At 68.4% G+C, this 25,827-nt stretch carries 27 protein-coding genes; 16 read left to right on the top strand and 11 right to left on the bottom strand.

Translation table 11 applies throughout. The annotated features are described in order from the left end of the window. Together EDD31_RS12765 and EDD31_RS12760 are read left to right on the top strand one after the other, a co-directional pair. Complete coding sequence (locus tag EDD31_RS12765) at positions 1 to 465, top strand: ribose-5-phosphate isomerase (RefSeq protein ID WP_123304486.1); 465 nt, start codon at positions 1 to 3, stop codon at positions 463 to 465. Beyond that, positions 462 to 1,229: a triose-phosphate isomerase gene (locus EDD31_RS12760; protein WP_281270445.1), complete on the top strand. Its 768-nt coding sequence runs from the start codon at positions 462 to 464 to the stop codon at positions 1,227 to 1,229. Before EDD31_RS12765 ends, EDD31_RS12760 begins: the two co-directional genes overlap by 4 nt. Before the next feature lie 13 nt (positions 1,230 to 1,242). Here EDD31_RS12760 and EDD31_RS12755 read toward each other — a convergent pair whose 3' ends face one another. The 4 genes from EDD31_RS12755 to EDD31_RS12740 form a co-directional block, all read right to left on the bottom strand. Further along, on the bottom strand, positions 1,243 to 1,995 hold the full coding sequence (locus tag EDD31_RS12755) for a GntR family transcriptional regulator (protein WP_170163301.1): 753 nt from the start codon (positions 1,993 to 1,995) through the stop codon (positions 1,243 to 1,245). A 144-nt stretch (positions 1,996 to 2,139) separates the two neighbouring features. Next, complete coding sequence (locus EDD31_RS12750) at positions 2,140 to 2,391, bottom strand: hypothetical protein (protein WP_123304483.1); 252 nt, start codon at positions 2,389 to 2,391, stop codon at positions 2,140 to 2,142. 5 nt (positions 2,392 to 2,396) lie between these two features. Further along, on the bottom strand, positions 2,397 to 3,200 hold the full coding sequence (locus EDD31_RS12745) for an HAAS signaling domain-containing protein (protein ID WP_148058952.1): 804 nt from the start codon (positions 3,198 to 3,200) through the stop codon (positions 2,397 to 2,399). 20 nt (positions 3,201 to 3,220) lie between these two features. Continuing rightward, positions 3,221 to 3,574: a PadR family transcriptional regulator gene (locus tag EDD31_RS12740; RefSeq protein ID WP_342768056.1), complete on the bottom strand. Its 354-nt coding sequence runs from the start codon at positions 3,572 to 3,574 to the stop codon at positions 3,221 to 3,223. A 137-nt stretch (positions 3,575 to 3,711) separates the two neighbouring features. On the opposite strand from EDD31_RS12740, the gene EDD31_RS12735 reads away from it, so the two are divergent. Both EDD31_RS12735 and EDD31_RS12730 read left to right on the top strand, forming a co-directional pair. Continuing rightward, positions 3,712 to 4,101: a hypothetical protein gene (locus EDD31_RS12735; protein ID WP_123304480.1), complete on the top strand. Its 390-nt coding sequence runs from the start codon at positions 3,712 to 3,714 to the stop codon at positions 4,099 to 4,101. A 6-nt stretch (positions 4,102 to 4,107) separates the two neighbouring features. Continuing rightward, positions 4,108 to 4,308 (top strand): helix-turn-helix transcriptional regulator, encoded by a 201-nt coding sequence (locus EDD31_RS12730; RefSeq protein WP_123304479.1) that lies wholly within the window; start codon positions 4,108 to 4,110, stop codon positions 4,306 to 4,308. A 39-nt stretch (positions 4,309 to 4,347) separates the two neighbouring features. Here the strand turns inward: EDD31_RS12730 and EDD31_RS12725 are convergent, their stop codons facing one another. Next, on the bottom strand, positions 4,348 to 4,827 hold the full coding sequence (locus EDD31_RS12725) for a GNAT family N-acetyltransferase (protein WP_170163300.1): 480 nt from the start codon (positions 4,825 to 4,827) through the stop codon (positions 4,348 to 4,350). A gap of 210 nt (positions 4,828 to 5,037) precedes the next feature. Between EDD31_RS12725 and EDD31_RS12720 the strand changes: the two genes are divergently transcribed. Beyond that, entirely contained in the window at positions 5,038 to 5,676 is a 639-nt protein-coding gene (locus tag EDD31_RS12720) for a hypothetical protein (RefSeq protein ID WP_148058951.1), read from the top strand. Between the two features lie 90 nt (positions 5,677 to 5,766). Here the strand turns inward: EDD31_RS12720 and EDD31_RS12715 are convergent, their stop codons facing one another. Then, entirely contained in the window at positions 5,767 to 6,510 is a 744-nt protein-coding gene (locus EDD31_RS12715) for a class I SAM-dependent methyltransferase (protein ID WP_123304476.1), read from the bottom strand. An 87-nt stretch (positions 6,511 to 6,597) separates the two neighbouring features. Here EDD31_RS12715 and EDD31_RS12710 point away from each other — a divergent pair, with 87 nt between their 5' ends. The 8 genes from EDD31_RS12710 to EDD31_RS12675 all read left to right on the top strand — a co-directional run bounded on the left by EDD31_RS12710 (position 6,598) and on the right by EDD31_RS12675 (position 17,669). Further along, positions 6,598 to 7,530 carry a LysR family transcriptional regulator gene (locus EDD31_RS12710; RefSeq protein WP_211336125.1) on the top strand — a complete coding sequence of 311 codons (933 nt, stop codon included), beginning with the start codon at positions 6,598 to 6,600 and terminating at the stop codon, positions 7,528 to 7,530. Positions 7,531 to 7,600: 70 nt separating this feature from the next. After that, positions 7,601 to 8,773 carry a cobalamin-independent methionine synthase II family protein gene (locus EDD31_RS12705; protein ID WP_123304475.1) on the top strand — a complete coding sequence of 391 codons (1,173 nt, stop codon included), beginning with the start codon at positions 7,601 to 7,603 and terminating at the stop codon, positions 8,771 to 8,773. Between the two features lie 15 nt (positions 8,774 to 8,788). After that, a complete protein-coding gene (locus EDD31_RS12700) occupies positions 8,789 to 9,811 on the top strand; it encodes a methylenetetrahydrofolate reductase (protein ID WP_123304474.1) in 1,023 nt (340 codons plus the stop codon). Between the two features lie 38 nt (positions 9,812 to 9,849). Next, a complete protein-coding gene (gene metE / locus EDD31_RS12695) occupies positions 9,850 to 12,258 on the top strand; it encodes a 5-methyltetrahydropteroyltriglutamate--homocysteine S-methyltransferase (RefSeq protein ID WP_123304473.1) in 2,409 nt (802 codons plus the stop codon). Positions 12,259 to 12,301: 43 nt separating this feature from the next. Continuing rightward, on the top strand, positions 12,302 to 13,330 hold the full coding sequence (locus EDD31_RS12690) for a hypothetical protein (protein ID WP_123304472.1): 1,029 nt from the start codon (positions 12,302 to 12,304) through the stop codon (positions 13,328 to 13,330). Continuing rightward, complete coding sequence (locus EDD31_RS12685) at positions 13,327 to 13,821, top strand: small multi-drug export protein (protein WP_123304471.1); 495 nt, start codon at positions 13,327 to 13,329, stop codon at positions 13,819 to 13,821. Before EDD31_RS12690 ends, EDD31_RS12685 begins: the two co-directional genes overlap by 4 nt. Before the next feature lie 84 nt (positions 13,822 to 13,905). Beyond that, positions 13,906 to 15,633 (top strand): ABC transporter ATP-binding protein, encoded by a 1,728-nt coding sequence (locus tag EDD31_RS12680; RefSeq protein WP_123304470.1) that lies wholly within the window; start codon positions 13,906 to 13,908, stop codon positions 15,631 to 15,633. Further along, entirely contained in the window at positions 15,630 to 17,669 is a 2,040-nt protein-coding gene (locus EDD31_RS12675) for an ABC transporter ATP-binding protein (RefSeq protein WP_123304469.1), read from the top strand. Before EDD31_RS12680 ends, EDD31_RS12675 begins: the two co-directional genes overlap by 4 nt. Here the strand turns inward: EDD31_RS12675 and EDD31_RS12670 are convergent. From EDD31_RS12670 to EDD31_RS12655, 4 genes are all read right to left on the bottom strand, one after another. Then, positions 17,662 to 18,141 (bottom strand): GAF domain-containing protein, encoded by a 480-nt coding sequence (locus tag EDD31_RS12670; protein WP_123304468.1) that lies wholly within the window; start codon positions 18,139 to 18,141, stop codon positions 17,662 to 17,664. The two genes, EDD31_RS12675 and EDD31_RS12670, sit on opposite strands and share 8 nt — an antisense overlap. A gap of 94 nt (positions 18,142 to 18,235) precedes the next feature. Beyond that, entirely contained in the window at positions 18,236 to 20,749 is a 2,514-nt protein-coding gene (gene hrpB / locus EDD31_RS12665; RefSeq protein ID WP_483964272.1) for an ATP-dependent helicase HrpB, read from the bottom strand. Positions 20,750 to 20,852: 103 nt separating this feature from the next. Continuing rightward, positions 20,853 to 21,563 carry an anaerobic ribonucleoside-triphosphate reductase activating protein gene (locus EDD31_RS12660; RefSeq protein ID WP_211336124.1) on the bottom strand — a complete coding sequence of 237 codons (711 nt, stop codon included), beginning with the start codon at positions 21,561 to 21,563 and terminating at the stop codon, positions 20,853 to 20,855. Then, positions 21,560 to 23,467: a ribonucleoside triphosphate reductase gene (locus EDD31_RS12655; protein WP_123304466.1), complete on the bottom strand. Its 1,908-nt coding sequence runs from the start codon at positions 23,465 to 23,467 to the stop codon at positions 21,560 to 21,562. The genes EDD31_RS12660 and EDD31_RS12655 overlap by 4 nt, the downstream gene beginning before the upstream one ends. Positions 23,468 to 23,546: 79 nt before the next feature. Here EDD31_RS12655 and EDD31_RS12650 point away from each other — a divergent pair, with 79 nt between their 5' ends. From EDD31_RS12650 to EDD31_RS12640, 3 genes are all read left to right on the top strand, one after another. Beyond that, positions 23,547 to 23,981 carry a helix-turn-helix transcriptional regulator gene (locus EDD31_RS12650; protein WP_211336123.1) on the top strand — a complete coding sequence of 145 codons (435 nt, stop codon included), beginning with the start codon at positions 23,547 to 23,549 and terminating at the stop codon, positions 23,979 to 23,981. Between the two features lie 20 nt (positions 23,982 to 24,001). Continuing rightward, entirely contained in the window at positions 24,002 to 24,412 is a 411-nt protein-coding gene (locus EDD31_RS12645; protein ID WP_123305533.1) for a VOC family protein, read from the top strand. An 84-nt stretch (positions 24,413 to 24,496) separates the two neighbouring features. Then, entirely contained in the window at positions 24,497 to 24,958 is a 462-nt protein-coding gene (locus EDD31_RS12640) for a DUF1801 domain-containing protein (protein WP_123304465.1), read from the top strand. Between the two features lie 23 nt (positions 24,959 to 24,981). Here the strand turns inward: EDD31_RS12640 and pflA are convergent, their stop codons facing one another. Then, the gene (gene pflA / locus EDD31_RS12635; protein ID WP_245991194.1) at positions 24,982 to 25,824 is read right to left on the bottom strand and encodes a pyruvate formate-lyase-activating protein; all 843 of its coding nucleotides are present in this window, start codon (positions 25,822 to 25,824) and stop codon (positions 24,982 to 24,984) included. Between the last annotated feature and the right edge of the window lie 3 nt (positions 25,825 to 25,827).

Below are 25,827 nucleotides of genomic sequence, written 5' to 3'. Positions count from 1 at the left end.
ATGGGACTACGGATCGCCGTCGGCGGAGACAGCGCCGGCTACTCCTACAAAGAGGTACTGAAGCAGGAGCTGGAGGCGGACGCACGCGTCGAGACGATCGTCGACGTCGGCGTCACGGGCTCTGACGATGAGACCTACTACCCGAACGTGGCCATCGAGGCTGCAGAACGGGTCGCGCGCGGCGAGGTCGACCGTGCGCTCGTGGTGTGCGGCACCGGGCTCGGCGTGGCGATCTCCGCCAACAAGGTCGCCGGCGTCCGCGCCGTGACCGCCCACGACACCTACTCCGTCCAGCGCTCGGTCCTGTCGAACAACGCGCAGGTTCTCTGCCTGGGTGCGCGTGTGGTGGGGCTGGAGGTGGCACGCCTGCTGGTTCAGGAATGGCTCGGGCACGAGTTCGACCCGGACTCGAGTTCGGCTCCCAAGGTCGAGGCCATCACCGCCTACGAGGGCACCGGAGCGTGACCACTCGCTGGGTGGGCACCAGCTGGAAGATGCACAAGACGCTGGCCGAATCCGTGACCTACGCACAGGGGTTGGTCGCCGCCTTGCGGGATGAGCCCGGTGAGTACGCCGGGGTGCAGCCCTTCGTGATTCCCTCGCACACCGCGCTGGCCTCGGTGGATGAGGCACTCGGCCCCGCGCGCGATCGGCCGGCCGGGCTTCTCCTCGGAGCCCAGGACGCTCACTGGGAGGACGCCGGCGCCTGGACCGGGGAGGTCTCGGTGCCGCAGGTGGCGGATGCCGGGGCTCAGGTGATTGAAATCGGCCACTCCGAGCGCCGTGAGCACTTCGCCGACTCCATCGAGCGCACGGCGTGGAAAGTGCGCGCCGCGCTCCGCCACGGCTTGATGCCGTTGCTGTGCGTCGGCGAACCGGACGCCGTCCAGCGAGCCGGAGGATCGCGGGAGCATGTGCTCGATCAGGCCAGGGGGGCACTCGACGGGTTGAGCTCCGACGAGCTCGACTCCGTCCTGATCGCCTACGAACCCGTATGGGCCATCGGCGAACACGGGCGGACGCCGCACACGGCCGAGATTGATGGCCCGTTGCAGTCGTTGCAGGGCGAGTTCGGGGACCGAGTCCAGGCGGTGCTGTATGGCGGCTCGGTCAACGCTGGGAACGCCGTCGAACTGCTCGCGCTGGGAACGGTCGAGGGCTTGTTCGTCGGCCGGGCGGCCTGGAGCCTCTCCGGATATCTCGAGCTGCTCCGCCTGGCTGCGGACTGAACACGGTTCGCTGCTACTCCCCCGGCGCCTCAGCATCGAGCAACGTGCGCTGGCGCACCCCGAGAATGTGCGACTCCATCGCTGCCGCGGCCTGGTCCGCATCCCCGCCGACGATGGCCTCCAGCACGGCCTCGTGCTCGGCGACTGCCTGCTCAGCATCCGGAGTGCGATGTGCGATGAACTGCCGAAGTCGCTCTCCGTGGATGGAGATGTGCCGAGTCATCTCCTGGAAGAACGGGTTCTGCGTGGCCTGGAAGAGCAGGTCGTGAAAAGCGCGATCGGCAGCCAGGTACTCGCTGAGATCCTGGACCGAGGCCTCCGCCGTCGGCGGCGTCAGGGCCGCCGCATGCTGTCGATGGCGATCGACGGCAGCGCGCAGTGCGGGTTCTAGGCCATCGTGATTCTCGGCAGCGTGGCGAGCAGCCGCGACCTCCACCACCAGCCGGGCGTCGAAGAGCTGCTCGATGGTGGTGCGCGACATCGGCGGGGCAACCTTGTAGCCCCGCAGCGCCGTGCGGGTGACGAGCCCGGTGGCCTCGAGTTGGACCAGCGCCTCGCGAACCGGCGTGGGAGAGACGCCGAGCAACGCGGCGAGTGGATCGATGCCCAGCGATTCCCCGGGGCCGAAGCGTCCAGCGACCAGCATGTCCAATACGGCGTCGTACACCTGATCGCGGAGCGACCTGCGCGCGGCCAGTCCCGCCGCCTCGGGTGCGGAGTGCGGCGATGGTTGTGGCGCCATCCGGGCCGGGTCGGTCGCTGACATGGGCTCTACCCTAGGATCCGGCGGCATGCGAGGTGGCCTTGGGCGAGGAACACCTGATGTCGAGCTTGTTCACCGACGGCGAGTCCAGCAACACGGTCTATCTCGCCACCGGGTAGGTGGGCACCGGTCTCAAGAACCCGAGGATCATGGTTGGCGGGCGGTCAAGAAGATCCTGACTGCCACGGCAATCGTGGCCACGGCACCGGCTATGACGGCAGCCGTCCCCACTGCGGTGACCGCCGGGGTCAGTGCGGCAGGCAGAGCGGTCACCGCGAGAGTGACAGCGAGCAGGACCGGATGCAGCACGATACCGATCACCTTCGTCGACCGCGTCCAGAGCTGGCTGCGCAGGAGCACCACGACCGCCACCACCCACACGGGCAGGATGACAGCCACCGGGATCAGCGCAGCGCCAAGTGTCCACGAGTGCGCCACCGGGTGGAGACGAGCAGGGCGAGCACGACCCCCGCTGCCGTCCACCACCGCCCAGCGTCGCTGGTGCCGGTGGTGCGCACGCGTGCCAGACGCGCAAGAAGCAAGACCAAGCCGACGCTCGCTACCAGCACGACCGCCACACCCCCGAGACGCACCGTATCCGCACCGATTCCAGTGCAGAAACTGCTCCCTGTGCGGACACACTCATCGACGGCACGCAGTATGAACGCTCCCCAGCCCAGCAGTGCGAGGCACCAAGGAAGCGCCAGCCACGCAGCCAGACGATCGACTCCCCGGTACAGCGGGGAGAGGGTGACCAGCAGGGCGCCGACGAGCGCCAGCGGTGCCGGAGGGGAAAGCAGCACCACGGGAAACGACCACAACAAGCTCACGGGTTCGAACATGGGCCCGCCGCTACCCGCCGAACCAAGACCGAGACCGTAACTGCCACTGAGCAGAAGCAGCATCGCGAATGTGCCGATGGCCACCAGGGCGACTGCCACCGGAGGTACCCATGCCCCCGACATCGCACTGGGCGGCTCGGCGGTCATGGTTGGCTGGCCGTCCAGCGCTGCGGCGGCGATCTCCTCGGGTGGACCCAGGTCATCCAGTACGTGGCGAACCTCCTGCTCTCGCCACGGTTCCGGACCCAGCGCGGCCTCGAGATGATCGTGCACACCGGCCAGCACGTCGGCGCGGTAGGCGGGGTCGACGCCGCCCAGCATGCGGGTCACCTGGTTGAGGTATGTCGAGACGGTCTCGGTGGACATCGTGATTCCTTCATTGGGGATCATGAGGGTTCGTCCGGGTCCAGCACCGCATCAACAGCATCGCTGAACGCACGCCAGGTGTCGACGAACGTCGCAAGGGCTGTCTGGCCAGCGTTGGTCAGTGCGTAGTAGCGGCGCGGCGGGCCGGTGGTCGATTCCTGCCAGGTGGTCTCCACCAGCCCGGACTTCCGCAGCCGAGCGAGGAGCGGGTACAAGGTGCCTTCTCCGCCCATCAAGACACCATCTCGCGTTAGCTCGCGGGCGATCTCCAGGCCGTAGCGAGGACCAGGCCGAAGTAAGGCCAAGATGCAGTACTCCAACGCTCCCCGACGGAGGTTCGCGAGCACCGCGCCCTTGGCTACCATGCCAGACATGGTACCAGGTGAGACATTGATCCAGCAGTGACTGGAGCCCAGGTCACGGAACACGCACGGCACGTCAAGCAATCTTGACGTGATCGGCCACCCGTGCGTAGCTTCGACGTCAAGGTACCTAGACATCGGAGTGGGACGTGCGTCGTTGGATCTACCTTGCCCTCGGCTGCTTGGCAGCGCTGATTACCGTGTGGGCGCTGGACCATGCGTTGCCCGAGACTTACGGGTGGCTCATCACGGTGCTCTACACCGTGTTCGTCTTCGGTGCGGGGATCGGTACCCACCTGACGCGCCGGCAAGCGGAGAAGGCGAATCGCACCGCTGAACCCGAAAGCGTCGAGCACGAGTTGGCGCAGCAGTCCGCCGCCGGGACCTTCTCCCTTGCACTCGTGCTACCCCTGGGTTTAGGTCTCTACCTGCTGACCCAGGGCCTCTACGTGGGCGCAGCGATCTCCTACCTCATGGTCGTCGTGCTGCTCTTCGCGTACTGGATCCGCTACGCGATCCTGCGCGAACGAGTGACGTGAGCCGAGGTGGAGAACACGCTCGCACAGCTACGCAATCAGCACGGCATCACCCAGGACGAGCTCGCACGTCTGGCCGAGGTCTCCCGGCAAACCATCATCTCCATCGAAAAGGGCCGGTATGAGCCGCGCCTCGCCCTGGCTTTCCGCCTCGCGCGCATCTTCTCCTGCCGGGTCGAGGACTTGTTCATCCCCACCGACGAGCGTTGATCGCAAGAAACACCGGCCGCAGTATCAGGACGTCTCAGGTCACAACGCCTTGACCATCACGTCACCGGTTTCAGTGGCCTGACGTTCAACACCATCCTGGTCCACGTAGGTGTAGGTCTGAGTTTGTTGCTCGCCGGTGGGTACGTAACCCAGCCGCAGGTAGAGCTGGCGAGCGCGTGGATTGTCGACCCCGACGATCAGGCTGACCCGAGTGAAGCCCCGCTCGCGAGCCACCTCCTCCGCCGCGGCCATCAGGGCCGCACCCACACCGCGATTGCGGTAAGCCGGCTCGACATGCAGGTGACGCAGCAGCGGGAGCCGGGCCTCGGGAATCCCGGCGGCGTTCCCGTCAATGATCAGCAACTCACCACCGAGGATCTCCTCGCGGTCGCGCGCCACGAGGTAGACCGCCTCACCGCGCTGCTGCCGGGCAAAGTGCCTGGTCGCGATGTCGGCACCCGGTGGTTCACGCCTCGCAGCGAGCTCGACGTCTGCTGGGGTGGCCTGCCGGATGTTCACCGGGCGAGTCTCGCACGAGCGCTGTGCGCACACACTCGCCGACGGCATCGATCCCCGGTGACAGTCGATCATTGCTCTTGCGAAGGCGGACACTCCTCGTCAGGAAGCCAGTAGGCTCGATCCATGGGGCAGCTGGGTACGGAGCACTCATCGGCAGTTCGATCTCCCGATGCCCCACCGGCTGCGCCGTCCGGCCCCCTCGGTCTCCTCGTGCGAGCACTGATTGTCATGGCCCTGATTGCCGGTGGGGTGCAGCTGACGCAAACTCCCGCTCACCGCCCCCTGGATGACCTTTTCCAGGCCATCGAGGCGGGCGAGGTCAGCACCATCACGATGGAACAGCTTCCGCCCAATAGTCAGGGCCAGTCCACCGTGGAGTGGGACGGCCTCGCCCGGCCCGCCTGGTCCACATATGAGTACAGCTCTGAGAACGCGGCTCCGGAGGGATGGGCAGTTGATGATCCCTCCGTGTCCGGTGCCGATGAGCGAGCGATGATCCTTGACCTCGCCTCACGCTCTGGCGTTCAGGTGCTCGAACGGGATCTTGGGGCCTCGAGCGGCGGGCACCTCGTGTGGTTCAGCGGCCTCGCGTGGACCGCTGCGCTGCTGCTACTCATCGGTGGACCTCGACCTCGCCTGGCATCGAAGTGGGCGTGGTTCTGGCTCGCCGTAGCGACGCCGATCACCTGGCTGGTATTCGCGATCCTGGAACCCACCCTGTGGGGCCGGCGACGCCCGTCTCCGCAACGTGCCCGTCGACTTTCCGGCGGGTGGGGCTTCCTGCTCGCCCTCGTGATCGCCGGCCTGCTCGCCAGCATTCCCTGGTATCGCGACCACTTCCTGCGATAGGTGGCCTCCTCGACTACCACCGGGCGCAGCCACTGCCCCACTTCCGTGTCGGCGACCCAGCTGAGAGGCTCTCGCATCGGCCTAGCCTTTCTACCCCGGGGCTTCCGCCAGCACGAGCCATCCTCGACCGGGCGCATAGGGAAGGTCGCGGATCTCCACCTCGGTGAAGCCAGCCTCGGCCACCGTCGAACGCAGAGCGTCTTCGCTGCGAAACCTCAGCGTGCTCGTGGAGTCGATGCGCTCGCCATCGGAGTGGAAGACCGTAGGCGACTCGAAGGTGACGAGCTCACCGTCCACAGCGGTCACCTCGACCCAGTCCTCCACGAGTCCACCGGCTCCGGTGTCGACGACCCGATGTGACAGTTCCTTGGTCCAGCGCTCCCAGGCACGATCCGCAGGCACCCGGGACTCGAAGGCCAACCAGCCCCCAGGGCGCAGGCAGGTGTGAATGGCACAGAGCGTCTCGATCCAGTCCGAATCCTCCACGAAGACCTGGGCGACGTTGGCCGTCATCGTGGCCAGGTCGAAGCGCTGGCGGTGAGCGGGATCAGCCGCCACGTCTGGCGCCGTCCCCACCAGCCAGGTCACGGCCCCGGCTCCAGGCTTCCCCCGGGCCACCTCCACCGAGGCCGCCGCCGGATCGACCCCGACCACCGAGACACCTCCCGCCGCGAGCCGGCAGGCAAGACTTCCGGTCCCGCACCCGATGTCCAACACGGACCTGGCTCCGAGCTGCGCCGCCAACTCGGTGTAGGTGGTCAAGTCGCTACGGTCGCCGTCGAGAGCGTCATAGACGCGGGCAAGACGGGGGTGGGAGAAGATCGCGTCGGCCATCTGCGGATCGTACGGCGGTGCGGTGGCTGCAACTCAAGGGATTTCGCCGCCTGTCAACATCACCCGACCACCGCCCATACTGGGCCAATGGACAGCCTGGTGACCCTGCAGCAGCTGAAGTACTTCATCGAGGTCGCCGCCAGCGGCTCGATCACCCGGGCGGCGGCCGCGCTCTACGTCGCGCAGCCAAGCTTGTCGAAGTCGATGAAAGAGATCGAGGCTCGCGTGGGCCGCGAACTCTTCACCCGCACCGCCCAGGGGATCAGCCTGACCCCGGACGGCGTGGAGTTCCTCGGCTATGCCCGGCAGGTGGTCCAGCAGGCCGACCTGCTTGAGCAACGCTATGCCGACAAGAAGCCGCCCCGCCGTCTCTGTTCCATCTCGACTCAGCACTATGCCTTCGCGGTCAATGCCTTCGTCAACATGGTCCGGCGGGCCGACACCGCGGAGTACGAGTTCACGCTTCGGGAGACCCGAACGCACGACATCATCGAAGATGTCGCCACGCTACGCAGCGACATCGGCATCCTCTACCGCAATCCCTTCAACCAGCAGGTGCTGGACAAGATCTTCCGCACTCGGGGCCTCGCCTTCCACCCGCTCTTCACCGCCCGCCCGCATGTGTTCGTCTCCCGCACCAATCCGCTGGCGGGCCGGGCCTCGGTCAGTCCGGCCGACCTCGCGGACTACCCTTGCCTCTCCTTCGACCAGGGGGTGCACAACTCGTTCTACTTTGCCGAGGAGATCCTCAGCACCGAGTTCAGTCCGAAGGCCGTCCGAGTGAGTGACCGCGCCACGATCTTCAACCTGATGATCGGACTGAACGGCTACACCATCTCCACTGGCATCCTCAGCACCGATCTCAATGGCGAGAACATCGTCTCGGTGCCGCTGGAGGTGGACGACCACATCGAGGTGGGCTGGATCGCACCAGCCTCGGTGCAACTCACCGGCCAGGCGCGCACCTACCTGGATGAGCTCGAGCGCGTCCTAGCCGAAGAGGTCGACGACGACTCATAGCTAGGGGCTATGCCAACCGATAGCAGCTTGGTCTTACCCTATGTGCCAGATCTGGTGCGACCGTGGAGTCATGAGCACACGATTCCACCTCGTCGGCAGCCTCCTGCGCCCCCAGGAGCTCCTCGACCACAAGACCGCCATCCAAGAGCGCGACGACGTCACCTACCCGTTCTACGACGACGTGCCCGGGTACCGGGAGACCGAGGTGGCCAGCACCCGCGACGTCGTTGCCAAGCAGATCGAGAACGGCGTCGGCATCCTGACCGACGGCGAGTACAACCGCGCCCTGTGGCACACCGACTTCATCTGGGGACTCGGAGGCACCGAGCGATTCATCGCCGAGCACGGCTACTACTTCCGCGATCTCGACGAGGAGGGCACCTACGAGACCCGCCGCGACATCGGGGTCCGCGTAGTCGCTCCGCTGAGCGGGCGCGGGCACCATTTCATCGAGACCTACCGGCGCCTGGCCGAACTCAGCGAAGGCCGGCCCACCAAGCTCTCCATCCCCTCGCCCTCCCACGTCTTCGGCGAACTCTCCGGCAAGCTCTTCGGCGCCCCGAACGCGGGCCGGGCCGAGGGTGTCTATGCCAACGCCGACGAACTGAAGGCCGGGCTGCTCCGTGCCTATCAGGAGTTCGCCGGCGAGTACGCCGAGGCCGGCGGGGAGATCCTGCAGCTCGACGACTGCCTGTGGGAGATGTTCGCCGAGGACAACCCGACCTCCCCGTTCACCGGTGGAGCGGTGCCCTACGAGCAGGTCCGCGGCTTCGCCGAGGAGTTCATCGACCTCAACAACGCGCTCATCGACCACGCCCACACGTTGGGTTTGAAGGTGTGGACGCACAACTGCCGCGGCAACTACGACTCCCGGCACATGGGTGCCGGTTCCTACGAGGCCATCGCCGAGCTCTTCCTGCGCAAGCAGCGCTATGACCGCTTCTTCCTGGAGTGGGACGACGAGCGCGCCGGATCCATCGAGGCGCTGCGGGTCTTCGCCGACCGCCACGAAACCGAGGTCGTGCTCGGCCTGCTCTCGTCCAAGACCGCCGAACTCGATGACGAGGAGCGCGTCCGCGCGCTGCTGGAGGAGGCTGCGTCGATCGTGGACAAGGAGCGCCTGCACCTGTCCCACCAGTGCGGCTTCGCCTCCTGCGACAACGGCAACGAGCTCTCCGAGGAGCAGCAGTGGGCCAAGGTCGGCCAGGGCCAGCGCATCGCGCGCGAGTTCTGGGGAAGCTGAGAGTTCCACCCGGCCATGTCCTCGCCTTCTCTCGCCCCGAGCGCCCCCTCAGCCGTCACCCCCGCAGACGCTCCCTCCCGCTCCACGGCCTTCCTCGTGCAGCGGACCCGGCGTCGAACCCTGATCTCCTTCGAGGTCTTCCCGCCGCGTCCCGAGGTGGCACCCACTCAGGCCTGGCAGGCGATCGACACCATGGCGCAGGCCGGGCCGGACTACTTCTCTGTCACGCACGGGCACCAGCAGTCAGCACATGCGCATCGCGAACTCATCCGCCACCTGCTGGAGCACACGGAGGTGCCGGTGCTCGCGCATCTGATCTGCGCCGGCCGCACCCAGGACGACCTGCGAGCGCTCGTGGCCGGCTTGATCACGGAGGGGGTGCGGGACTTCTTGGCTCTCCGGGGCGATCCGCTACCGGGCGCGACCGAGTGGGTCGACGAGCCCTCCGGGTTCAACCGTGCGGCGGAGCTGGTACGCGCCATCCGGCAGATCGAGGAAGAACGTCTCCACCCGCCTGCCGGGATCGGTGCACGACCGATCTCGATCTCCGTCGCGGCCTATCCGCGCTCCGGTGCCCCGCGGGACTACAGCAGGGATCTGCACGCACTGTGGGAGAAGCAGGAGGCCGGAGCGGACTACGCGATCACGCAGGTCTTCTACGACGCCGAGGACTACGCGCGCCTCGTGGACGACGCCCGCTCCCAAGGGATCCACCTGCCGATCGTCGCCGGGATCGCTCCACTGACCAGCGCCAAGCGGCTGCAGCGGCTGCAGCAGATCACGGGCGTGCCGGTGCCTGAGCACTTGCTCGCCCATCTCGAGGGCGTCGATGAGGCGGAACTCGGCCGGCGCGGAGTGGCCGCCACGCTGCATCTCATCGATGCCGTGCTCGAACTCGGGTGCCCTGGTCTCCACCTGTTCACCTTCAACCGCTACCGCGCTCCGCTGTCGATCCTGGAGCACCTCAGGATCCGCGATGCGGCGCGCCAGCATCGTGCGGGCACTGCTGCCGCCAGCGCGGCCACGGCCCTGCCCTGAGCCGTTCCCGACCACCCACCACCATCTCGAGGATTCCGATGAACACGATCCCGTCACCCTCTGGCGCCCCCCGTCCGGCCACCCTGCCCACCACAGTTCTGGGCTACCCCCGCATCGGACCGGACCGGGAGATGAAGAAGGCACTGGAGGCCTACTGGGGCGGTGGCGACCCGGCGGCGCTGAGCGCAGCCCTGTCCAGCCAACGGGAACGGACACTCCAGCACCTGCAGGGCCTCGGGCTGCGCGGCGACGGCGCCGTTCCGGCGGACGGTGCCGCGATCGATCAGGTTCTCGACGCCGCGGTGCTCCTGGGCGTGGTGCCGGCCCGGTTCCGGGCGGCCGGCCTGCGGCCGGTGGATCCCGACAGTCACGACGGGCTGGCCCTGGTCTCCGCCCTCGCGCGCGGTACCGAGGAACTCGCTCCTTTGGAACTCACCAAGTGGTTCGACACCAACTATCACTACTACGTTCCCGAGCTCGAACCCGGGGCACGCTTCGCGCCGCAGGGCGAGGCAGTGGCTCGGAGGTATCGCGCTTTCGCCGATGCGTCAGCGGACCTTCCGCGGCTGACCTTACTTGGCCCGGTGAGCTTCCTCCTGCTCGCCAAGGTCACCACCGGCGCGCTCGAGGGCGGGGCCGCACACGGCCGTACGGACCCGCGATCGCGACTCGATTTGCTCCCTGACCTGTGCCAGGCCTACGCGACGCTCCTCCAGCAGCTCCGGGCAGCGGGAGCCTCCTGGGTGCAACTCGAGGAACCAGCGCTCGCCTCCGACGGCTGGGACGTGCCCCGTGAGCCGATCATCGCGGGCACGGCGGCCGCCTACCGGCAGCTGGCCGCGGTGTCGGACCGGCCCAACCTCTTCGTGCCGGTCAGCTACGGCGCCGCCGGGGCCGAGGTCCTGGAGGCGCTGGGAGGGTCCGGGGTCGAAGCGGTCGGGATCGACCTCGAGCGTGGCGAGGTCCCCACCGCTGCTGAGCTGGCACCGCTGCGCGGGATCACCCTGGCGGCCGGCGTGGTGGGGGGCCGCAATATCTGGCGCACCGACGCCACGCACGCCGTGCGCCAGCTCGACGAGCTGCGTGAGCGCCACCGGGGACCGATCACGGTGAGCACCGCGACCTCGCTGCAGCACGTCCCGCACGATGTCGCGCGCGAGCGCGCGTTGGATCCCGAGATCGCGTGCTGGCTCGCTTTCGCCGACCAGAAGATCACCGAGGTGCTGAGCCTGGCGAGCCACCTGCATGGCGGCTCACCGGAACTCGAGTCCTGGTGTCGCGAGGATGCGGATCGCCGCGCCCGCCGCGCTCAGCACCCCCGGGTGCACGTTGCTGCCGTGCGGGACCGCCTCGCTGCCGTGCACGCCGGCGACCGCCGTCGCGGACCGAGCGCAGTGCGCCGCGAGGCGCAGCAGGCAGCGCTCCAGCTCCCACCGCTGCCCACGACCACGATCGGCTCCTTCCCCCAGACCGCGCAGATCCGCCGGCTCCGTGCCGCGCACCGGCGCGGCGAGCTCGGTCAGGAGGGCTACGTCGACGGCATCCGCGAGCAGATCGCGCAGTGCGTCGCGCACCAGGAGCAGTTGGGGCTGGACGTCCTCGTCCACGGCGAGGCTGAGCGCAACGACATGGTGCAGTACTTCGCTGAGCTGCTCGAAGGCTTCGTGACCACCACGCACGGCTGGGTGCAGTCCTATGGCTCGCGCTGCCTGCGCCCACCGGTCCTCTTCGGCGACGTCCACCGGCCGCAGGCCATGACCGTGGAGTGGACGCGCTTCGCCGCGTCGCTGACGTCGCGGCCGGTCAAGGGGATGCTCACCGGCCCGGTCACGATCCTCGCGTGGTCCTTCGTCCGCGACGATCAGCCCCTGTCCGAGACCTCGGACCAGATCGCCCTGGCCCTGCGCGACGAGGTCGATGATCTGCAGCGTTCCGGTACGCAGATCATCCAGGTAGACGAGCCGGCCCTCCGGGAGCTGCTCCCGCTGCGCGAAGCCGACCGCCCGGAATACCTGCGATGGTCGGTCGATTCCTTCCGGTTAGCGACCGGAAGCGCCGGCGCCGAGACGCAAATCCACACCCACCTCTGCTACTCGGAGTTCGAGACGGTGATCGAGGCGATCGACGCACTGGACGCCGATGTCACCACCGTGGAGGCCTCGCGCTCCGGTTTCGAGGTCGTCTCGGCACTGGCCCGCCACGGCTTCTCCCGGGGTATCGGGCCCGGGGTGTGGGATATCCACTCCCCCCGCGTGCCCAGCGTGGACGAACTGACGGAGCGTCTCCGGCTCGCGGTGTCCGTGCTCGGCGCAGCGACGGTCTGGTCCAACCCTGACTGCGGCCTGAAGACCCGCGGATGGCCGGAGACCACGGCGTCGCTGGAGAACCTCGTCCGTGCCACGGCAGCCGTCCGCGCGGAGATCGCCGCCCCGGCGGTACCCGTGTGAGCCGGAGCTTCCGGGGGCGGCGGGGCTGTAGGACAATCGTGCGATGCTCGAGATCACCTGGCTACTGACCACCATTGCGCAGTCCACTGCGGCGCTGGTGGCCATCATCGGAGGACTGTTGGTCTCGCGTTACGTGAGCCTGCATGCCCAACAGAAGGCCGCCGGACGCCGCGTGGCAGATCTGTCCCGACGCCACGAGGCTGCGGCGGAGAGCTTCCAGGCCGCACGCGAGAGCTTGGAGGCTTTCGGCATCGAGCTCCTCTCCCACGACCCGGGTATCTACCAGCGACTGCTCCGACTGCCCGCTGAGATCGGGCCGGAGGACATCCCCGAGGACCTCCTCCAGGTCACCTCCCTCGCGGATGAGATGGACCGCGACCGCTTCCGGCAACGACTGGTCGAGCTACGTGCGGAGTTGGCCCGAGCCCGCGAGCAGATCGGGCAGCGCTTGCCCAGCGGCGGTTCGCGGCCGAGCTGGCACGAGATCAGCAGCCAGCTGGACTTCCCCCAGCGCGAGGAGCACCTCTGGGCCTGGAGTTACCGACTCCTCTGCCGGGAGCGGGACCTGAGCCAGCCCGCCGATCCCGGTGCCGTGCCGGTCCCCGCTCGCCTGGACTGGGACGACGACGCCGACACCCAGTGGGACATCGCCGAACACCAGGTGCTGCAGCGCCGGGTGGAACAGCTCGGGAGTGAGAGCCGTAGCCTGCGCCAGGAGCTCCAGCTGGCCCGCGAGACGCTCGAGGCGAGCCGGCAGCCCGAAGGCTTCCGGCTGGCGCTGCTCGTCCTCTCCACGGCGGTCGCCCTCGGGATCGCCCTGCCGGGCGCGGCCTTGGCCTTCTGGCCCGCCCAGGCGCCGTGGGGCGCCGAGCTGGCCCTGCGAGCGCTCTGCCTGGGCCTGTTTCTCGCGAGCCTCGGGGTCATCCTGCGCTTCCTCTTCCACTATGCCGCCTTCCTGCGCGGTGACGAACCCCAACTCCCAGACCGCCTCTGGCACCTGGCGCGGCGACGATCCGCCTGGCGCGACAGCCTGCCGCCAGAGGGTCGCCCGCAGACGATGTCGACCCGATGAGCGGAGCCGACCTGACCCTGCTCGGTGGCGTCTTCCTCGGCGGGGCGATCCCGTGGCTGGAAGCGATCATCGTGGTCCCCCTGGGCATCCTTGCCGGCGGCCCGCCCGCCCTGGTAGTGCTCGCCGGTGTAACCGGGAACCTCCTCACGCTGGCCGCCGCAGCTTGGTTCGGCGAACGCGTACGGAACTGGGTCAGGCGACGGACCGCGGAACAACGCGAGGCACGAGGCCAGCCCCGCGAGGGTTCGCACACCACTCAGAAGCGTCAGCAGCGCATCGAGCGAATCATGACGCGATGGGGCATGCCCGGCCTGGCCGTTCTTGGACCGCTCGGATTGGGCACCCAGGTCTCGGCCGTGGTGGCCGTGGCAGCCGGTGTGCGTGCGGGACTCTCGTTCACGTGGATCGCTGCCGGCACCATCGTGTGGAGCATCGTCGCGGCGGTGCTGGCGGCCTACGGCGTGAGCTTCCTCGGCATCGGCGCCGGGTAGCCCACGCCACCTCAGCCCGAGAGCGGAGCAAGGTCATCCTTCTAGCCGATGTGAGATGTCAGAGACGGCTGCTTGGCTAGAGACGTGCTGCTCCGTCTCCTCACCACGTACCTCAGCAAGTACTGGCCCTTGCTGGCCGCGGTGCTGATCTTTCAGTTCGGCTCGGCGCTCGCCGCGCTGTTCCTGCCCACCCTGAACGCCTCGATCATCGACCAGGGCGTTGCCGCAGGTGACGTCCCCTTCATTCTGCGTATGGGTGGGTGGATGATCGTGGTGGCGCTCGGGCAGATCCTCTCAGCCGTGATCGCCACGTACTGCGCTGCCCGGGTAGCCATGAGCGTCGGGCGCGATCTGCGCAACGACATCTTCGGGAAGGTCTCCGGCTTCTCCGAGCGGGAGGTCTCCTCCTTCGGCGCCGGCTCGTTGATCACCCGGAACACCAATGACGTCCAACAGGTGCAAATGCTCGCCATGATGAGCGCCACCATGCTGGTCATGGCACCGCTGATGTCCATCGGCGGCATCGTCATGGCGGTGCGCCAGGACGTCGGGCTGAGCTGGATTCTTGCGATCTCCATCCCAGTCCTGCTGGTGGCCGCTGCCCTCGTGATCTCACGGATGGTGCCGCTCTTCCGCAGCTACCAGTCGCGCTTGGATGCCGTGAACCGTGTGTTGCGCGAGCAACTCTCGGGCGTGCGCGTGGTGCGCGCCTTCGTGCGGGAGTCCATCGAGGAGCAACGCTTCCGCGTCGCGAACACCGACATCATGGTCGTCGGCCGTCAGGTCGGCTCGCTCTTCGTCCTGGTCTTCCCGCTGGTCCTGCTGATCATGAACGTCACGATCGTGGGCGTGGTGTGGTTCGGCGGGATCGAGGTCGATGCGGGCAACACCCAGGTGGGCACGCTCTTCGCCTTCATGCAGTACGTCGGCCAGATCCTCGGCGGCGTGATGATGGCAAGTTTCATGGCCATGATGATCCCGCGCGCCGCCGTCTCGGCCGAGCGCATCGGTGAGGTCCTGGCCAGCGAAACGACACTGATCCCGCCCGCTCGCCCGGTGACCACTCTGCCCCGGCCGGGGCAGGTCGAACTGATCGACGCCTCCTTCACGTACCCCGGCGCGGACCAGCCAGTGCTCTCCGGCATCTCCTTCCGGGCCGAGCCGGGTGAGACGGTGGCGATCATCGGCTCCACGGGCTCGGGGAAGACCACCCTGGTGAACCTCATCCCCCGACTCTTCGATGCGACCTCGGGCACCGTGCGCGTGCACGGTGTGGACGTCAAGGACGCCGATCTCGACATTCTCTGGCGGGGTATCGGCCTGGTGCCCCAGCGCCCCTTCCTCTTCGCGGGCACGATCGCCTCGAACCTGCGCTTCGCCAAGGAGGACGCCGCCGACGAGGAGCTCTGGCGTGCCCTGGAGATCGCCCAGGCCGCCGACTTCGTCCGCGCACGCCCCGATGGGCTGGAGGCCACGATCTCCCAGGGCGGCACGAACGTCTCCGGCGGACAGCGCCAGCGCTTGGCCATCGCACGCGCCATCGTGCGCGAACCGGACGTTCTGGTCTTCGACGACTCCTTCTCCGCCCTGGACCTCACCACCGATGCCCGGCTACGCCAGGCTCTCTGGCGGGAGTTGCCCGAGGTCACCAAGATCGTGGTGGCGCAGCGTGTCTCGACGATCACGGACGCCGACCGCATCATCGTCGTCGAGGATGGTCGCATGGTGGGCGCGGGCACCCACGAGGAGCTTCTGTCCACCGTGGTCACCTATCGCGAGATCGTCGAGTCGCAGATGGCGGTGGACGCATGAGCGAGCACACGCCGGGCACCGAACGCGACGAGGAACGCGAGACCCAGCAGGCGATCATCGCCGCCGGCGCCGATGAGCCCGGAGCCATGGGCGGCAAGCCCAAGAACTTCTGGCCCAGCTTCCGGCGCTTCATCGGGCTGCTGGGCCCCACGAGGTGGACCTTCGCTCTGGCTGCGGTGATCGGAGCTTTCGGCACACTCTTGACCATCATCGGCCCACGCATTCTGGGTGAGGCGACGAACATCGTGTTCGAGGGCGTGGTCGGTCGCATGATCGGCGAGGAATTCGCCGGCATGAGCCAAGCCCAGGTGGCCGCCGCGCTCGAGGAGGCGGGTCAGGACAACCTGGCCTCCATGGTCTCGGCCATGGAGCACTTCGTCCCCGGCGCAGGCGTGGACTTCGAAGCCCTGGGCACGATCATCGTCTGGGTGCTGGTGCTCTACCTGGGCGCCGCGCTGTTCGAGTGGCTGTCCGGCTACCTGATCAACCGGATCATGGTCCGCACCATGTGGCGCCTGCGCGAGGATGTCGAGCACAAGATCAACCGCCTGCCCCTGAGTCACTTCGACCGCGTGCCGCGCGGCGAGCTGATCAGCCGCGTGACCAACGACGTCGACAACATGACCCAGACCCTGCAGCAGTCGCTCTCGTCGGCGATCACCTCGCTGCTCACCGTCCTCGGTGTGATGGTCATGATGTTCTCCATCTCCTGGAAGCTGGCACTGGTGGCGCTCGTGGCGGTGCCGCTCATCGGCGTCATCATGGGTGTCCTCGGACCGAAGTCGCAGAAGGCCTTCCAGGCGCAGTGGAAGAAGGTCGGACGAATCAACTCCCGGGTGGAGGAGTCCTTCTCCGGCCACGCACTGGTCAAGGTCTACGGCCAGGAGGAAAAGGTACGGGCGGCCTTCACCGCGGAGAACGAAGAGCTGTACCAGGCCTCGTTCAAGGCGCAGTTCATCTCCGGGGTCATGATGCCGGCCATGCAGTTCGTCGGCTACCTCACCTATGCCGGGATTGCCGTGCTCGGCGGTGTGATGGTGGCCAGCGGCCAGATCCGCATCGGCGACGTGCAGGCTTTCGTGCAGTACTCCCAGCTCTTCATGCAGCCCTTGGCCGAACTCGGCGGCATGCTGCCGGTGGTGCAGTCCGGCACTGCGTCGGCCGAGCGGGTCTTTGCCCTGCTCGACGAGGACGAGCAAACGCCCGATCCCGCAGAGGCCGCCACCGCGCCTGCGGGTGGTAGCGGGGTCATCGAGTTCGACAGTGTGACCTTCTCCTACACGCCTGACCAGCCGTTGATCGAGAACCTGTCCTTCCGAGTGGAACCGGGCCAGACGGTGGCGATCGTCGGGCCGACCGGAGCAGGCAAGACCACTCTGGTGAACCTGCTCATGCGCTTCTACGATCTGCAGGGCGGAGCGATCCGACTGGACGGTCAGGACACCGCGGAGATGACGCGCGCAGACCTGCGTGCACGCACCGGCATGGTGTTGCAGGATCCCTGGCTCTTCGCCGGGTCGATCCGCGACAACATCCGCTACGGGAACGAGAAAGCCACCGACGAGCAGATCCGCGAGGCCGCTGAAGCGACCTACGTGGACCGCTTCGTGCACTCACTTCCCGAGGGCTACGACACCGTGCTGGACGAGGAGGCCGCGAACGTCTCTGCGGGTGAGCGTCAACTTGTCACGATCGCGCGCGCATTCGTGCGCCAGCCCGAGGTCCTGATCCTCGATGAGGCCACCAGCTCGGTGGACACGCGCACCGAGCTGCTCTTGCAGAAGGCCATGAACGCCTTGCGGTCCGGGCGCACCTCCTTCGTCATCGCCCACCGGCTCTCCACCATCCGCGATGCCGACCTCATCCTGGTGATGGAGGACGGTGCCATCGTTGAGCAGGGCACGCATGAGGAGCTCATCGGTGCCGAAGGCGCCTACTGGCGGCTCTATCAGAGCCAGTTTGAGCACGCCGCGGTCGATCCCGACACCGAGGCAGCGATCGAGGAGTCGCTGGGCACCAGCGAGACGCTCAGCTGAGCCGCCACAGACGCTCGGTTGCCCTGAAGGCGTCGGTGGACCTGATGCGCTGCCAGTTGCGGCCGCCACGAGCGAAGGTCGCCCGCACCCCAGCGGGCACCAGCGGCAGGTCCACCGGGCGCCACTCGCAGTCACGGACGTGCACCAGGTCCGCAGCCTCGGCGCCTGCAGTCTCGTCGTAACGCCACGGACCGCGCAGGCGTCCGAGGGAGTAGCCCTCACCTGCCCGGGTCCACACGAAGGCTCCTGCTGGAGCGTCAGCGAAACGTCGCACGCGGCGGGCCAACCGATCATCATGCACGTCGCCGGCTGCCGCGACCGCCTCCTCGAGCGAGCCGGGCGCATGCGGCAGCCGCCCGCCCAGACCGCAAAGCCCCAGCTCCAGACCGCGTGCCACGGCCGCGCCCGCGGGAACGCGGTCATCGTGCGAACGCATCGGCGCACGAAACAGGGGGACCTCGTCGGCATCCATCTGCCCACCTCTACCAGCAGGGCGCCTCGGCGGCACCTCGACCATCAGCCTCTGTGAGCCCTCGACGTCCCGCAGAGCCTCACCACCGGGCTCGTCAGCGCCGCGCAGAGTTCTTCGTGCGCGTGGTGGCGGACGCAGAGGCCGGGTCTTCGGGCCAGGGATGCTTCGGGTAGCGGCCGCGCAGCTCTGCCCGAACCTGGGGGTAGCCCGTGCGCCAGAAGCCGGCCAGGTCTGTGGTCACGGCGGCCGGGCGGCGCGCCGGGGAGAGCAACTCCAGCACGAGGGGCACGCGTCCGCCGGCCAGAGCGGGCGCTCCCGGCCAGCCGAACACCTCCTGGATCCGCGCAGCCAGCGTGGGGCGGGCGGGATCGGAGTAATCCACCCGCAGGGCCGAACCCGTCGGCACGGTGACGCGCTCGGGGGCGAGGATGTCCAACCGGGAGGCCTCTGGCCATGGCAGGAGCCGGCGCAACGCCGCAGTGGTGTCCAGTCGGCGCAGGTCACGACCGGTGCGGATGCCGGCGAGGTCCGGCCCGAGCCAGTCGGGTACTCGCTGCTCGAGAGCCTCGTCGGAGACGTCCGGCCACGGGTCTCCCAGTGCGGCGTGCAGAAAGGCCAGCCGCTCACGCAGCGCGGTGGCCGCCGGCGGCCACGGCACCAGGCCCGTCCCTTCGGCGCGTAGTCCGTGTTCCACGGCGGCGGCCATCAGCGCGGCGGGCGGCCGAGGCAATGGCTCCGCGGACAACTCGATCGCGCCAAGGCGCACCACCCGGCGCGAGACGAGCCGGCTGTCACGCCAGGCGACGTCGTCCTCCGTCGTGAGCAGGCTCGCCCCCACCTCACGCGCCGTGGCCTCGTCGATCGGTGCCGCCGCCCGGATGAGCGCATCGGGCTGGCCCGGCGAGCGGGTCGCATCGGCAATGGCGAGCCACTCGCTGCCCGCCAGGGCTCCCCCGGTCAGGCGCGCACCGGCACCCCCCGCCATGAGGTAGAGGTCGGATCCGGGCCGTCTTCGTGCGATGCGGTCGGAGTGGGCCAAGGCGGTCACGGTCCCGACAGCGAGGTCCAGGCCAACACCGTGCGCGTGCGGCTGCGCCCCGGTTCGCGCGCCCCGCGAGCTTCGGGCTGGTCCTGCGGCGATCCGTTCCCACCGGTCTGCCTCTCGGTGCCACGGACTGCCCCGCCCGAGCGCGGAGCGCTGGCGTCGCAGGGCCGCCGTGAGGTCGACATCGCTTGAGCCGCCGTCCAGCGAGAGCAGGGCGACGATCTCTGCAGCCAGGCGTGGTCCGACTACCTCGGCGCCGTCGAGCAGGGCCCGCGCCAGACGCGGGTCGGTTCCAATGCCCGCGATCGCGCGTCCGCGTGCGGTGACTGTGCCGTCGGCTGCCAGTGCACCGAGCTCACTGAGAACGGTGTGCGCGGCCTCGGCAGCGGGCGTAGGAGGCGGATCCATTAGGGCGAGGCCCTGGCCTACCGGTGCGCCCCACAGGGCGAGTTCGAGCATCGGTCCGGTGAGGTCGGCGGTGAGGATCTCGGGCTGAGGATGTCGCGCGAGCTGGGCGTGCTCGCCCTCGGACCAACAGCGGTAGACGGTCCCGGGGCCTTCTCGCCCAGCCCGGCCGGCGCGCTGCTCGGCCCCCGCCTGGCTCACGCTGCGCGTGACGAGCCCAGCCAGGCCTCGGCGGTGGTCTGTGCGCGGCTCGCGGGCGAGACCGGCGTCCACCACGGTGCGCACGCCCGGAACGGTCAGGGAGGACTCCGCCACCGCCGTGGAGACGATGACGCGCCGTGCCGCTGTCGCCTGGAGAGCGCGATCCTGCGCTGCGCTCGGGAGCCGGCCGTGCAGGGGCAGCACGTCGACATCAGGCCACCGGACGCGGCGGACCACGTCATCGACCTCTCGCGCGCCGGGAAGAAAGACCAGGATGTCCCCGGTCTGTTCCCGCAAAGCCCGCCCCACCACGTCAGTGACATGGGCCAGGAACTCCGGGCTGGTGCCGGTGGGTGTCAGCCGTGCCGCAGTGCCCGGCGGGGCGCACCAGAGGGTCGCCACCGGGTGCAGCGCGCCCGGCACCGTCACAACCGCGTCGTCGGCGCCCAAAAGCTCTGCGACCCGGGCGGCCTCGACGGTCGCGGACATGGCAACGACCACCAGATCCTCGCGCAAGGCGGCGCGGACCTCGACGAGCATCGCGAGCAGGAGGTCGGTGTCGATCTGGCGTTCATGGATCTCATCGAGTACCACGGCCCTCACCCCGGGCAGTTCCGGGTCGTGCTGCAGCCGCCGCAACAGCGTCCCCGCGGTCACGAACTCCACCAGTGTGTCGGACCCGGTCTGCCGGTCCCCGCGTACGGAGAACCCGGCAGTCCGCCCCGCCGGCTCGCCGAGGAGCCCCGCGAGCCGGCGGGCTCCGGCGCGCGCGGCGATCCGTCGGGGCTGCGTCACCACCACACGTCCGCCCAACGCCACCGCGAGCGCAGGGGGAACGAGCGTGGTCTTGCCACTGCCGGGAGGGGACTGCAGTACGGCAACACCGGAGCGTTCCACCGCCGAGGCGAGGTCACTCAGGCCTCCGGCCACCGGCAGGCTCGGCGGATCGGCGAGCAGCTCGGCGAGGACGGACAGGGGCATAGGCCTCAGTGTGCCCGCGATCGGGGCCTGGGGGTGACGGGAGCGCGGGGCGCCCCGCGCTCCCACGCACTGCGGGCGCTCAGGCGCGGCGAACCTCGAGCCGTGCGAATCCGAGTCCGGCGACCTGGTCGGCGAGGGCCTCGAAGCGCTCATCCCAGCCCGGTGGATGGGCATCATGGAACTCCCGCGTGCCTTCCGAGCGGGCCTGCTGCAGGGCATAGGCACGCACTCCCGAGTCCCGCGCCCGCTGGGCCACCTGCCAGGCCTGAGCATCCTCACCAGGCACCACTGTGGTGCGCACCTCGTGGTCCACGCCGGAGGCCAGCAGGATCTCCAGGCTGCGCCAGGCCCGCTCACCGCTGGACTCGATGCCGGTCACGTCGGCATACCCACCTAGTGTGGCCTTGAGATCCAGGCCCACCCAGTCGAACTGCGGGAGCAGGTCCCGCAGTCGACTGGGGTAGGCACCGGCCGTGTGCAGCCCGAGCGCAAAGCCCCTGGCGCGTATCCGCCGGGCAGCATCGTGCACGGCGTCCTGGCGCGTGGGTTCCCCGCCGGTGAGCACCAGACCATCAAGAAGGCCATGGCGCCGATCGGCCAGCTCCTCCACCTCGCGCCAGGGCACCTGCCCGGCGGTCCGGGGCGAGATCAAATCCGGGTTGTGGCAGTAGTGGCAGGACCACGGACAACCCTGAAGGAAGACCGTGGCCACGAGCCGGCCGGGCCAGTCGACGGTGGACAGTGGCACCAGCGCGGCGATCTGCAGTTCCTCAGCCTGCGCCGTCCTCACCGTAGGGCCGGTTCGGCGAAATGCTGACGCTCCGCGTGCTCACCCTTCTTGCCGATGTTGAAGGACGACACGGGGCGGTGGTACCCCATCACACGGGTCCACACCTCGCACACGGTCGGCTCGGCGTCGGGGTTTTCCGCGGCGCACCGCGGGCAGGTGGGCTGCTCACCGGCGAGATAGCCGTGCACCGGGCAGATCGAGAACGTCGGGGTCACGGTCAGGTAGGGCAGCTGGAAACGCGACAGCGCGCGCCGGACGAGCTCCCGGCAGGCATCGCCGGAAGAGACCCGCTCCCCCAGGTACAGGTGCAGCACGGTGCCACCGGTGTAGCGGCGCTGCAGTTCGTCCTGCCGTTCCAGGGCCTCGAAGGGATCGTCGGTGTAGCCCACCGGGAGCTGGGAGGAGTTGGTGTAGTACGGCTGCTCTGTGGTGCCGGCCTGGTGGATCCCCTCATATCGCGCGGCGTCGAGGCGGGCGAAGCGATAGGTCGTCCCCTCCGCGGGCGTGGCCTCCAGGTTGTACAGATGGCCGGTCTCCTCCTGGAAGGCGACCATCCGCTCACGCACGTGGTCGAGCACCCGAGCCACCAGAGCATGGCCCTCCGGGTGCGTGAGGTCGTGGGCGTCGCCGGTGAAGTTCCGGACCATCTCGTTCATGCCGTTCACACCGAGCGTGGAGAAGTGATTGTCCAAGGTCCCCAACCAGCGCTGGGACCACGGGTAGAGCCCGGCATCCATCAGCCGCTGGACCAGGGCACGCTTGAGTTCCAAGGAGTCCTTGCCGAGTTCGAGCAGACGGTCCAGGGCAGCGAGCAACCCGGCTTCGTCACCGGGGTGCAAGAAGCCGAGCCGAGCACAGTTGATGGTGACCACGCCGATGGAGCCGGTCTGCTCGGCGGAACCGAACAGGCCGTTCCCGCGCTTGAGCAGCTCACGCAGATCCAGTTGGAGCCGGCAGCACATCGAGCGGATCATGCCCGGGTCGAGGTCGGAGTTGAGGAAGTTCTGGAAGTACGGGAGGCCGTACTTCGCCGTCATCGCGAAGAGCCGGTCTGCGTTGGGGCTCTCCCAGTCGAAGTCGGGGGTGATGTTGTAGGTGGGGATCGGGAAGGTGAACACGCGGCCGTCGGCGTCGCCGTCGGTCATGACCTCGATGAAGGCCCGGTTGATCAGGTCCATCTCCGTCTGCAGCTCGCCGTAGGTGAAATCCGCAGGCTCCCCGCCGATCAGTGGCACCTGCTCGGCCAGGTCGGCCGGCACGGTCCAGTCGAAGGTGAGGTTGGTGAAGGGCGTTTGGGTGCCCCACCGGGAGGGCACATTGAGGTTGTGCACCATCTCTTGGAGGACCTGGCGGATCTGATCGCCGTCGAGGCCATCGACCCGGACGAATGGGGCCAAGTAGGTGTCGAAGGAGGAGAAGGCTTGCGCGCCGGCCCACTCATTCTGCAAGGTGCCGAGGAAGTTGACGATCTGCCCGCAGGCGGAGGACAGGTGTTTGGGCGGTCGTGCTGCGATCGCGCCGGGCACCCCGCCGAAGCCCTCCTCCAGCAGGCGGCGCAGAGACCAGCCGGCGCAGTAGCCGCCGAGCACGTCAAGATCGTGGATGTGCAGATCCCCGTCGCTGTGCGCCTGGGCGACCTCAGACGGGTAGATCGCCTCCAGCCAGTAGTTCGCGGTCAGCTTGCCCGCGGAGTTCAGCAGCAGCCCGCCCCAGGAGTAGTCCTGGTTGGCGTTGGCGTGCACCCGCCAGTCGCTGCGGTCGAGATACTCCTCGATCGTGCTGACGACATCCACTGTTCTTGCCATGCGACACCTCCGCTCCGGGCGGCGGCTGCACCGCTCCGGTAGTCCACGCTCCCACCTACGACATTCTGTAGTAGCCGAGAGCGTGGGTCGGGACGACATGCCGCTGCCGCGTCGGATCACGCGACGTCTGCGCCGGCGGCGCTGCCCAGGGCCCGCGCCACGGTGGCAGGATGGGAGCATGACGGACGGGCAGGGCATGGCCCCGGTGCTACGCGACATCATGGCGATGCGGGCCGTCCGGGATCGTATCGATCGGGAGTACGCCAGCCCTCTCAGCGTCGAGGCGCTGGCGCGCGGGGCGTTCATGTCGGCCGGACACCTGAGCCGGGAGTTCCGGCGCGTCTACGGCGAGTCTCCTTACTCCTATCTCATGACCCGCCGGATCGAGCGGGCCATGACCTTGCTGCGTCGAGGAGATCTGAGCGTGACCCAAGTCTGCTTCGAGGTCGGATTCTCCTCGTTGGGCACGTTCAGCACCAGGTTCACCGAGCTGGTCGGCGTGCCTCCGAGCGCCTACCGGCGCGATCATTCACAGGCGGCAGCCGGGATCCCGGCATGCCTGGCGAAACAGGTCACCAGGCCGATCAGGAATCGAGAAGCATCCAGGCGATAGCCGCTCGTAATGTGGCGAACATGAACCTCACCATTCATTACGCCTTCCTGCCGCACACCGACCCCGATGCGGCGCTTGCCTTCTATCGCGATGTCCTCGGATTCGAGATCCGTCAGGACGTCGGCTACGAGACCATGCGCTGGATCACGGTAGGCCCGCCGGGGCAGCCAGGCACATCCATCGTGCTGCACCCGCCGGCGGTCGATCCGGGCATCAGCGACGACGAACGACGCACCATCCTCGAGCTCATCGCCAAGGGTGTCTACGGTGCCGTCACTTTGGCCACGGACGACCTCGACGGGACCTTCGCGCGGATCGAGGCCGCAGGTGCGGACATCGTGCAGGAGCCCACAGACCAGGACTACGGGGTCCGCGACTGTGCCGTCCGCGATCCCGCAGGCAACCTCATCCGCATCAACCAGCTCACCTGATCCCCGCGGTCACAGACCCGCACCACCGACCGCAGAACCATCCACGCCAAGGGCCCTGTCGAAGGATCCAAGGAGACCACAGCCATGAGAAGCACAGACACGAGAGAGAGCGGCGCCGGAGGTTTCTCCGAGCAGGAACGCGCGGCCATGAAGGTGCGAGCCGCGGAACTGAAGGAGGAGGCCAGCCGTGGCCGCGGCAGCAAGAAGGCGTCTGCCGAACTCGACGTACTCTCCACGATCGCCGCGATGGACCCCGCCGACCGCACGGTCGCCGAACGGATTCATGTGATCGTCACCAGCAACGCCTCCGACCTCGCCCCGAAGCTGTGGTACGGGCAGCCCGCCTATGCCACGCAGAAGGGAAAGGTCGTCTGCTTCTTCCGCAGTGGCCAGGTCGATAAGGAGCGGTACTCGACCTTCGGCTTCACCACCGAAGCACGCCTCGACGATGCCACCGGCCTGTGGGCGACGTCCTTCGCCATCACGGAACTCACCGATGACGCTGAGCGGGCTATCAGCGACCTCGTCAAGAAGGCGGTGGCCTGACGTCACGGGCCGCCCGCTGCCGATCAGTAGGTGGTCAGGCCGTGCGCACGGAACTGGTCACGGACCCGCTCCGTCAGTTCCGGTGTGGGCGGTTCGGTCTCGGCCAGGTGGTAGGCCTTACCGAGCCGGTCCCACTTCTCCCGCCCCATCTGGTGGAAGGGCAGCACCTCCACGCGGCTGACCGTGGGGAGGGTCGCCACATAGGACGCCACAGCCTCAACGTTCTCCTCGGCATCCGTCAGGCCCGGGACGAGCACGAAGCGGACCCAGATCTCGGTGCCGCGCGCTGCGAGCCGGCGGCCGAACTCCAAGGTGGGAGCCAGCTCCCGTCCGGTCGTGCGCCGGTAGGTCTCCGGCAGGCCGGACTTCACATCGAGCAGCACCAGGTCGACGTCGTCCAGCAGGGCGTCCGGAATGCGCATGCCGAGGAAGCCGGAGGTGTCCACGGTGGTGTGCACGCCCATCTCCTGGGCGCCACGCAGCAGTCGTTGCAGGAACGCCGGCTGGGCCATCGGCTCACCACCGGAGATCGTCAGCCCCCCACCGGTGGCCGCGAAGACGCCCCGGTACCGGCGCACGCGGGCCAACACATCCTCCACCGGGGTGAAGACCCCGTCACGCATAATCTGGGTGTCGGGGTTGTGGCAGTACAGGCAGCGCAGCGGACAGCCGGAGAGGAAGACCGTCATCCGGGTGCCCGGCCCGTCGACGGCGGTGACCAGCTCCCAGGAGTGCAGGAACCCGCCCGAGCCGGTGCGCATGGCGTCCAGGCGCGCGCGCCGTTCCTCCTCGGCGTCGGCGCCGTTCAGGCCGGTGACCGGTGCGTCGAGGAGGATCGGGCCGCCGGTCGGGCACACAGGCGGCATCGC

Origin of the sequence: Bogoriella caseilytica (assembly GCF_003752405.1) — a bacterium.
Lineage (GTDB): Bacteria > Actinomycetota > Actinomycetes > Actinomycetales > Actinomycetaceae > Allobogoriella > Allobogoriella caseilytica.
Note: the sequence above shows the minus strand (reverse complement) of the source record. Positions and strands in the feature narration are given on the sequence as shown.

Excerpts from the sequence above, each read along its gene's own strand:
- EDD31_RS12640 (WP_123304465.1), top strand. The coding sequence starts at position 24,497 with ATGAGAAGCACAGACACGAGAGAGAGCGGCGCCGGAGGTTTCTCCGAG.
- EDD31_RS12645 (WP_123305533.1), top strand. The coding sequence starts at position 24,002 with ATGAACCTCACCATTCATTACGCCTTCCTGCCGCACACCGACCCCGAT.
- EDD31_RS12740 (WP_342768056.1), bottom strand. The coding sequence starts at position 3,574 with ATGTCTGGCATGGTAGCCAAGGGCGCGGTGCTCGCGAACCTCCGTCGG.
- EDD31_RS12755 (WP_170163301.1), bottom strand. The coding sequence starts at position 1,995 with ATGTCAGCGACCGACCCGGCCCGGATGGCGCCACAACCATCGCCGCAC.
- EDD31_RS12685 (WP_123304471.1), top strand. The coding sequence starts at position 13,327 with ATGAGCGGAGCCGACCTGACCCTGCTCGGTGGCGTCTTCCTCGGCGGG.
- EDD31_RS12690 (WP_123304472.1), top strand. The coding sequence starts at position 12,302 with ATGCTCGAGATCACCTGGCTACTGACCACCATTGCGCAGTCCACTGCG.
- EDD31_RS12745 (WP_148058952.1), bottom strand. The coding sequence starts at position 3,200 with ATGTCCACCGAGACCGTCTCGACATACCTCAACCAGGTGACCCGCATG.
- pflA (WP_245991194.1), bottom strand. The coding sequence starts at position 25,824 with ATGCCGCCTGTGTGCCCGACCGGCGGCCCGATCCTCCTCGACGCACCG.
- EDD31_RS12700 (WP_123304474.1), top strand. The coding sequence starts at position 8,789 with ATGTCCTCGCCTTCTCTCGCCCCGAGCGCCCCCTCAGCCGTCACCCCC.
- metE (WP_123304473.1), top strand. The coding sequence starts at position 9,850 with ATGAACACGATCCCGTCACCCTCTGGCGCCCCCCGTCCGGCCACCCTG.
- EDD31_RS12655 (WP_123304466.1), bottom strand. The coding sequence starts at position 23,467 with ATGTCGTCCCGACCCACGCTCTCGGCTACTACAGAATGTCGTAGGTGG.
- EDD31_RS12670 (WP_123304468.1), bottom strand. The coding sequence starts at position 18,141 with ATGGATGCCGACGAGGTCCCCCTGTTTCGTGCGCCGATGCGTTCGCAC.
- EDD31_RS12715 (WP_123304476.1), bottom strand. The coding sequence starts at position 6,510 with ATGGCCGACGCGATCTTCTCCCACCCCCGTCTTGCCCGCGTCTATGAC.
- EDD31_RS12765 (WP_123304486.1), top strand. The coding sequence starts at position 1 with ATGGGACTACGGATCGCCGTCGGCGGAGACAGCGCCGGCTACTCCTAC.
- EDD31_RS12675 (WP_123304469.1), top strand. The coding sequence starts at position 15,630 with ATGAGCGAGCACACGCCGGGCACCGAACGCGACGAGGAACGCGAGACC.
- EDD31_RS12650 (WP_211336123.1), top strand. The coding sequence starts at position 23,547 with ATGACGGACGGGCAGGGCATGGCCCCGGTGCTACGCGACATCATGGCG.
- EDD31_RS12710 (WP_211336125.1), top strand. The coding sequence starts at position 6,598 with ATGGACAGCCTGGTGACCCTGCAGCAGCTGAAGTACTTCATCGAGGTC.
- EDD31_RS12705 (WP_123304475.1), top strand. The coding sequence starts at position 7,601 with ATGAGCACACGATTCCACCTCGTCGGCAGCCTCCTGCGCCCCCAGGAG.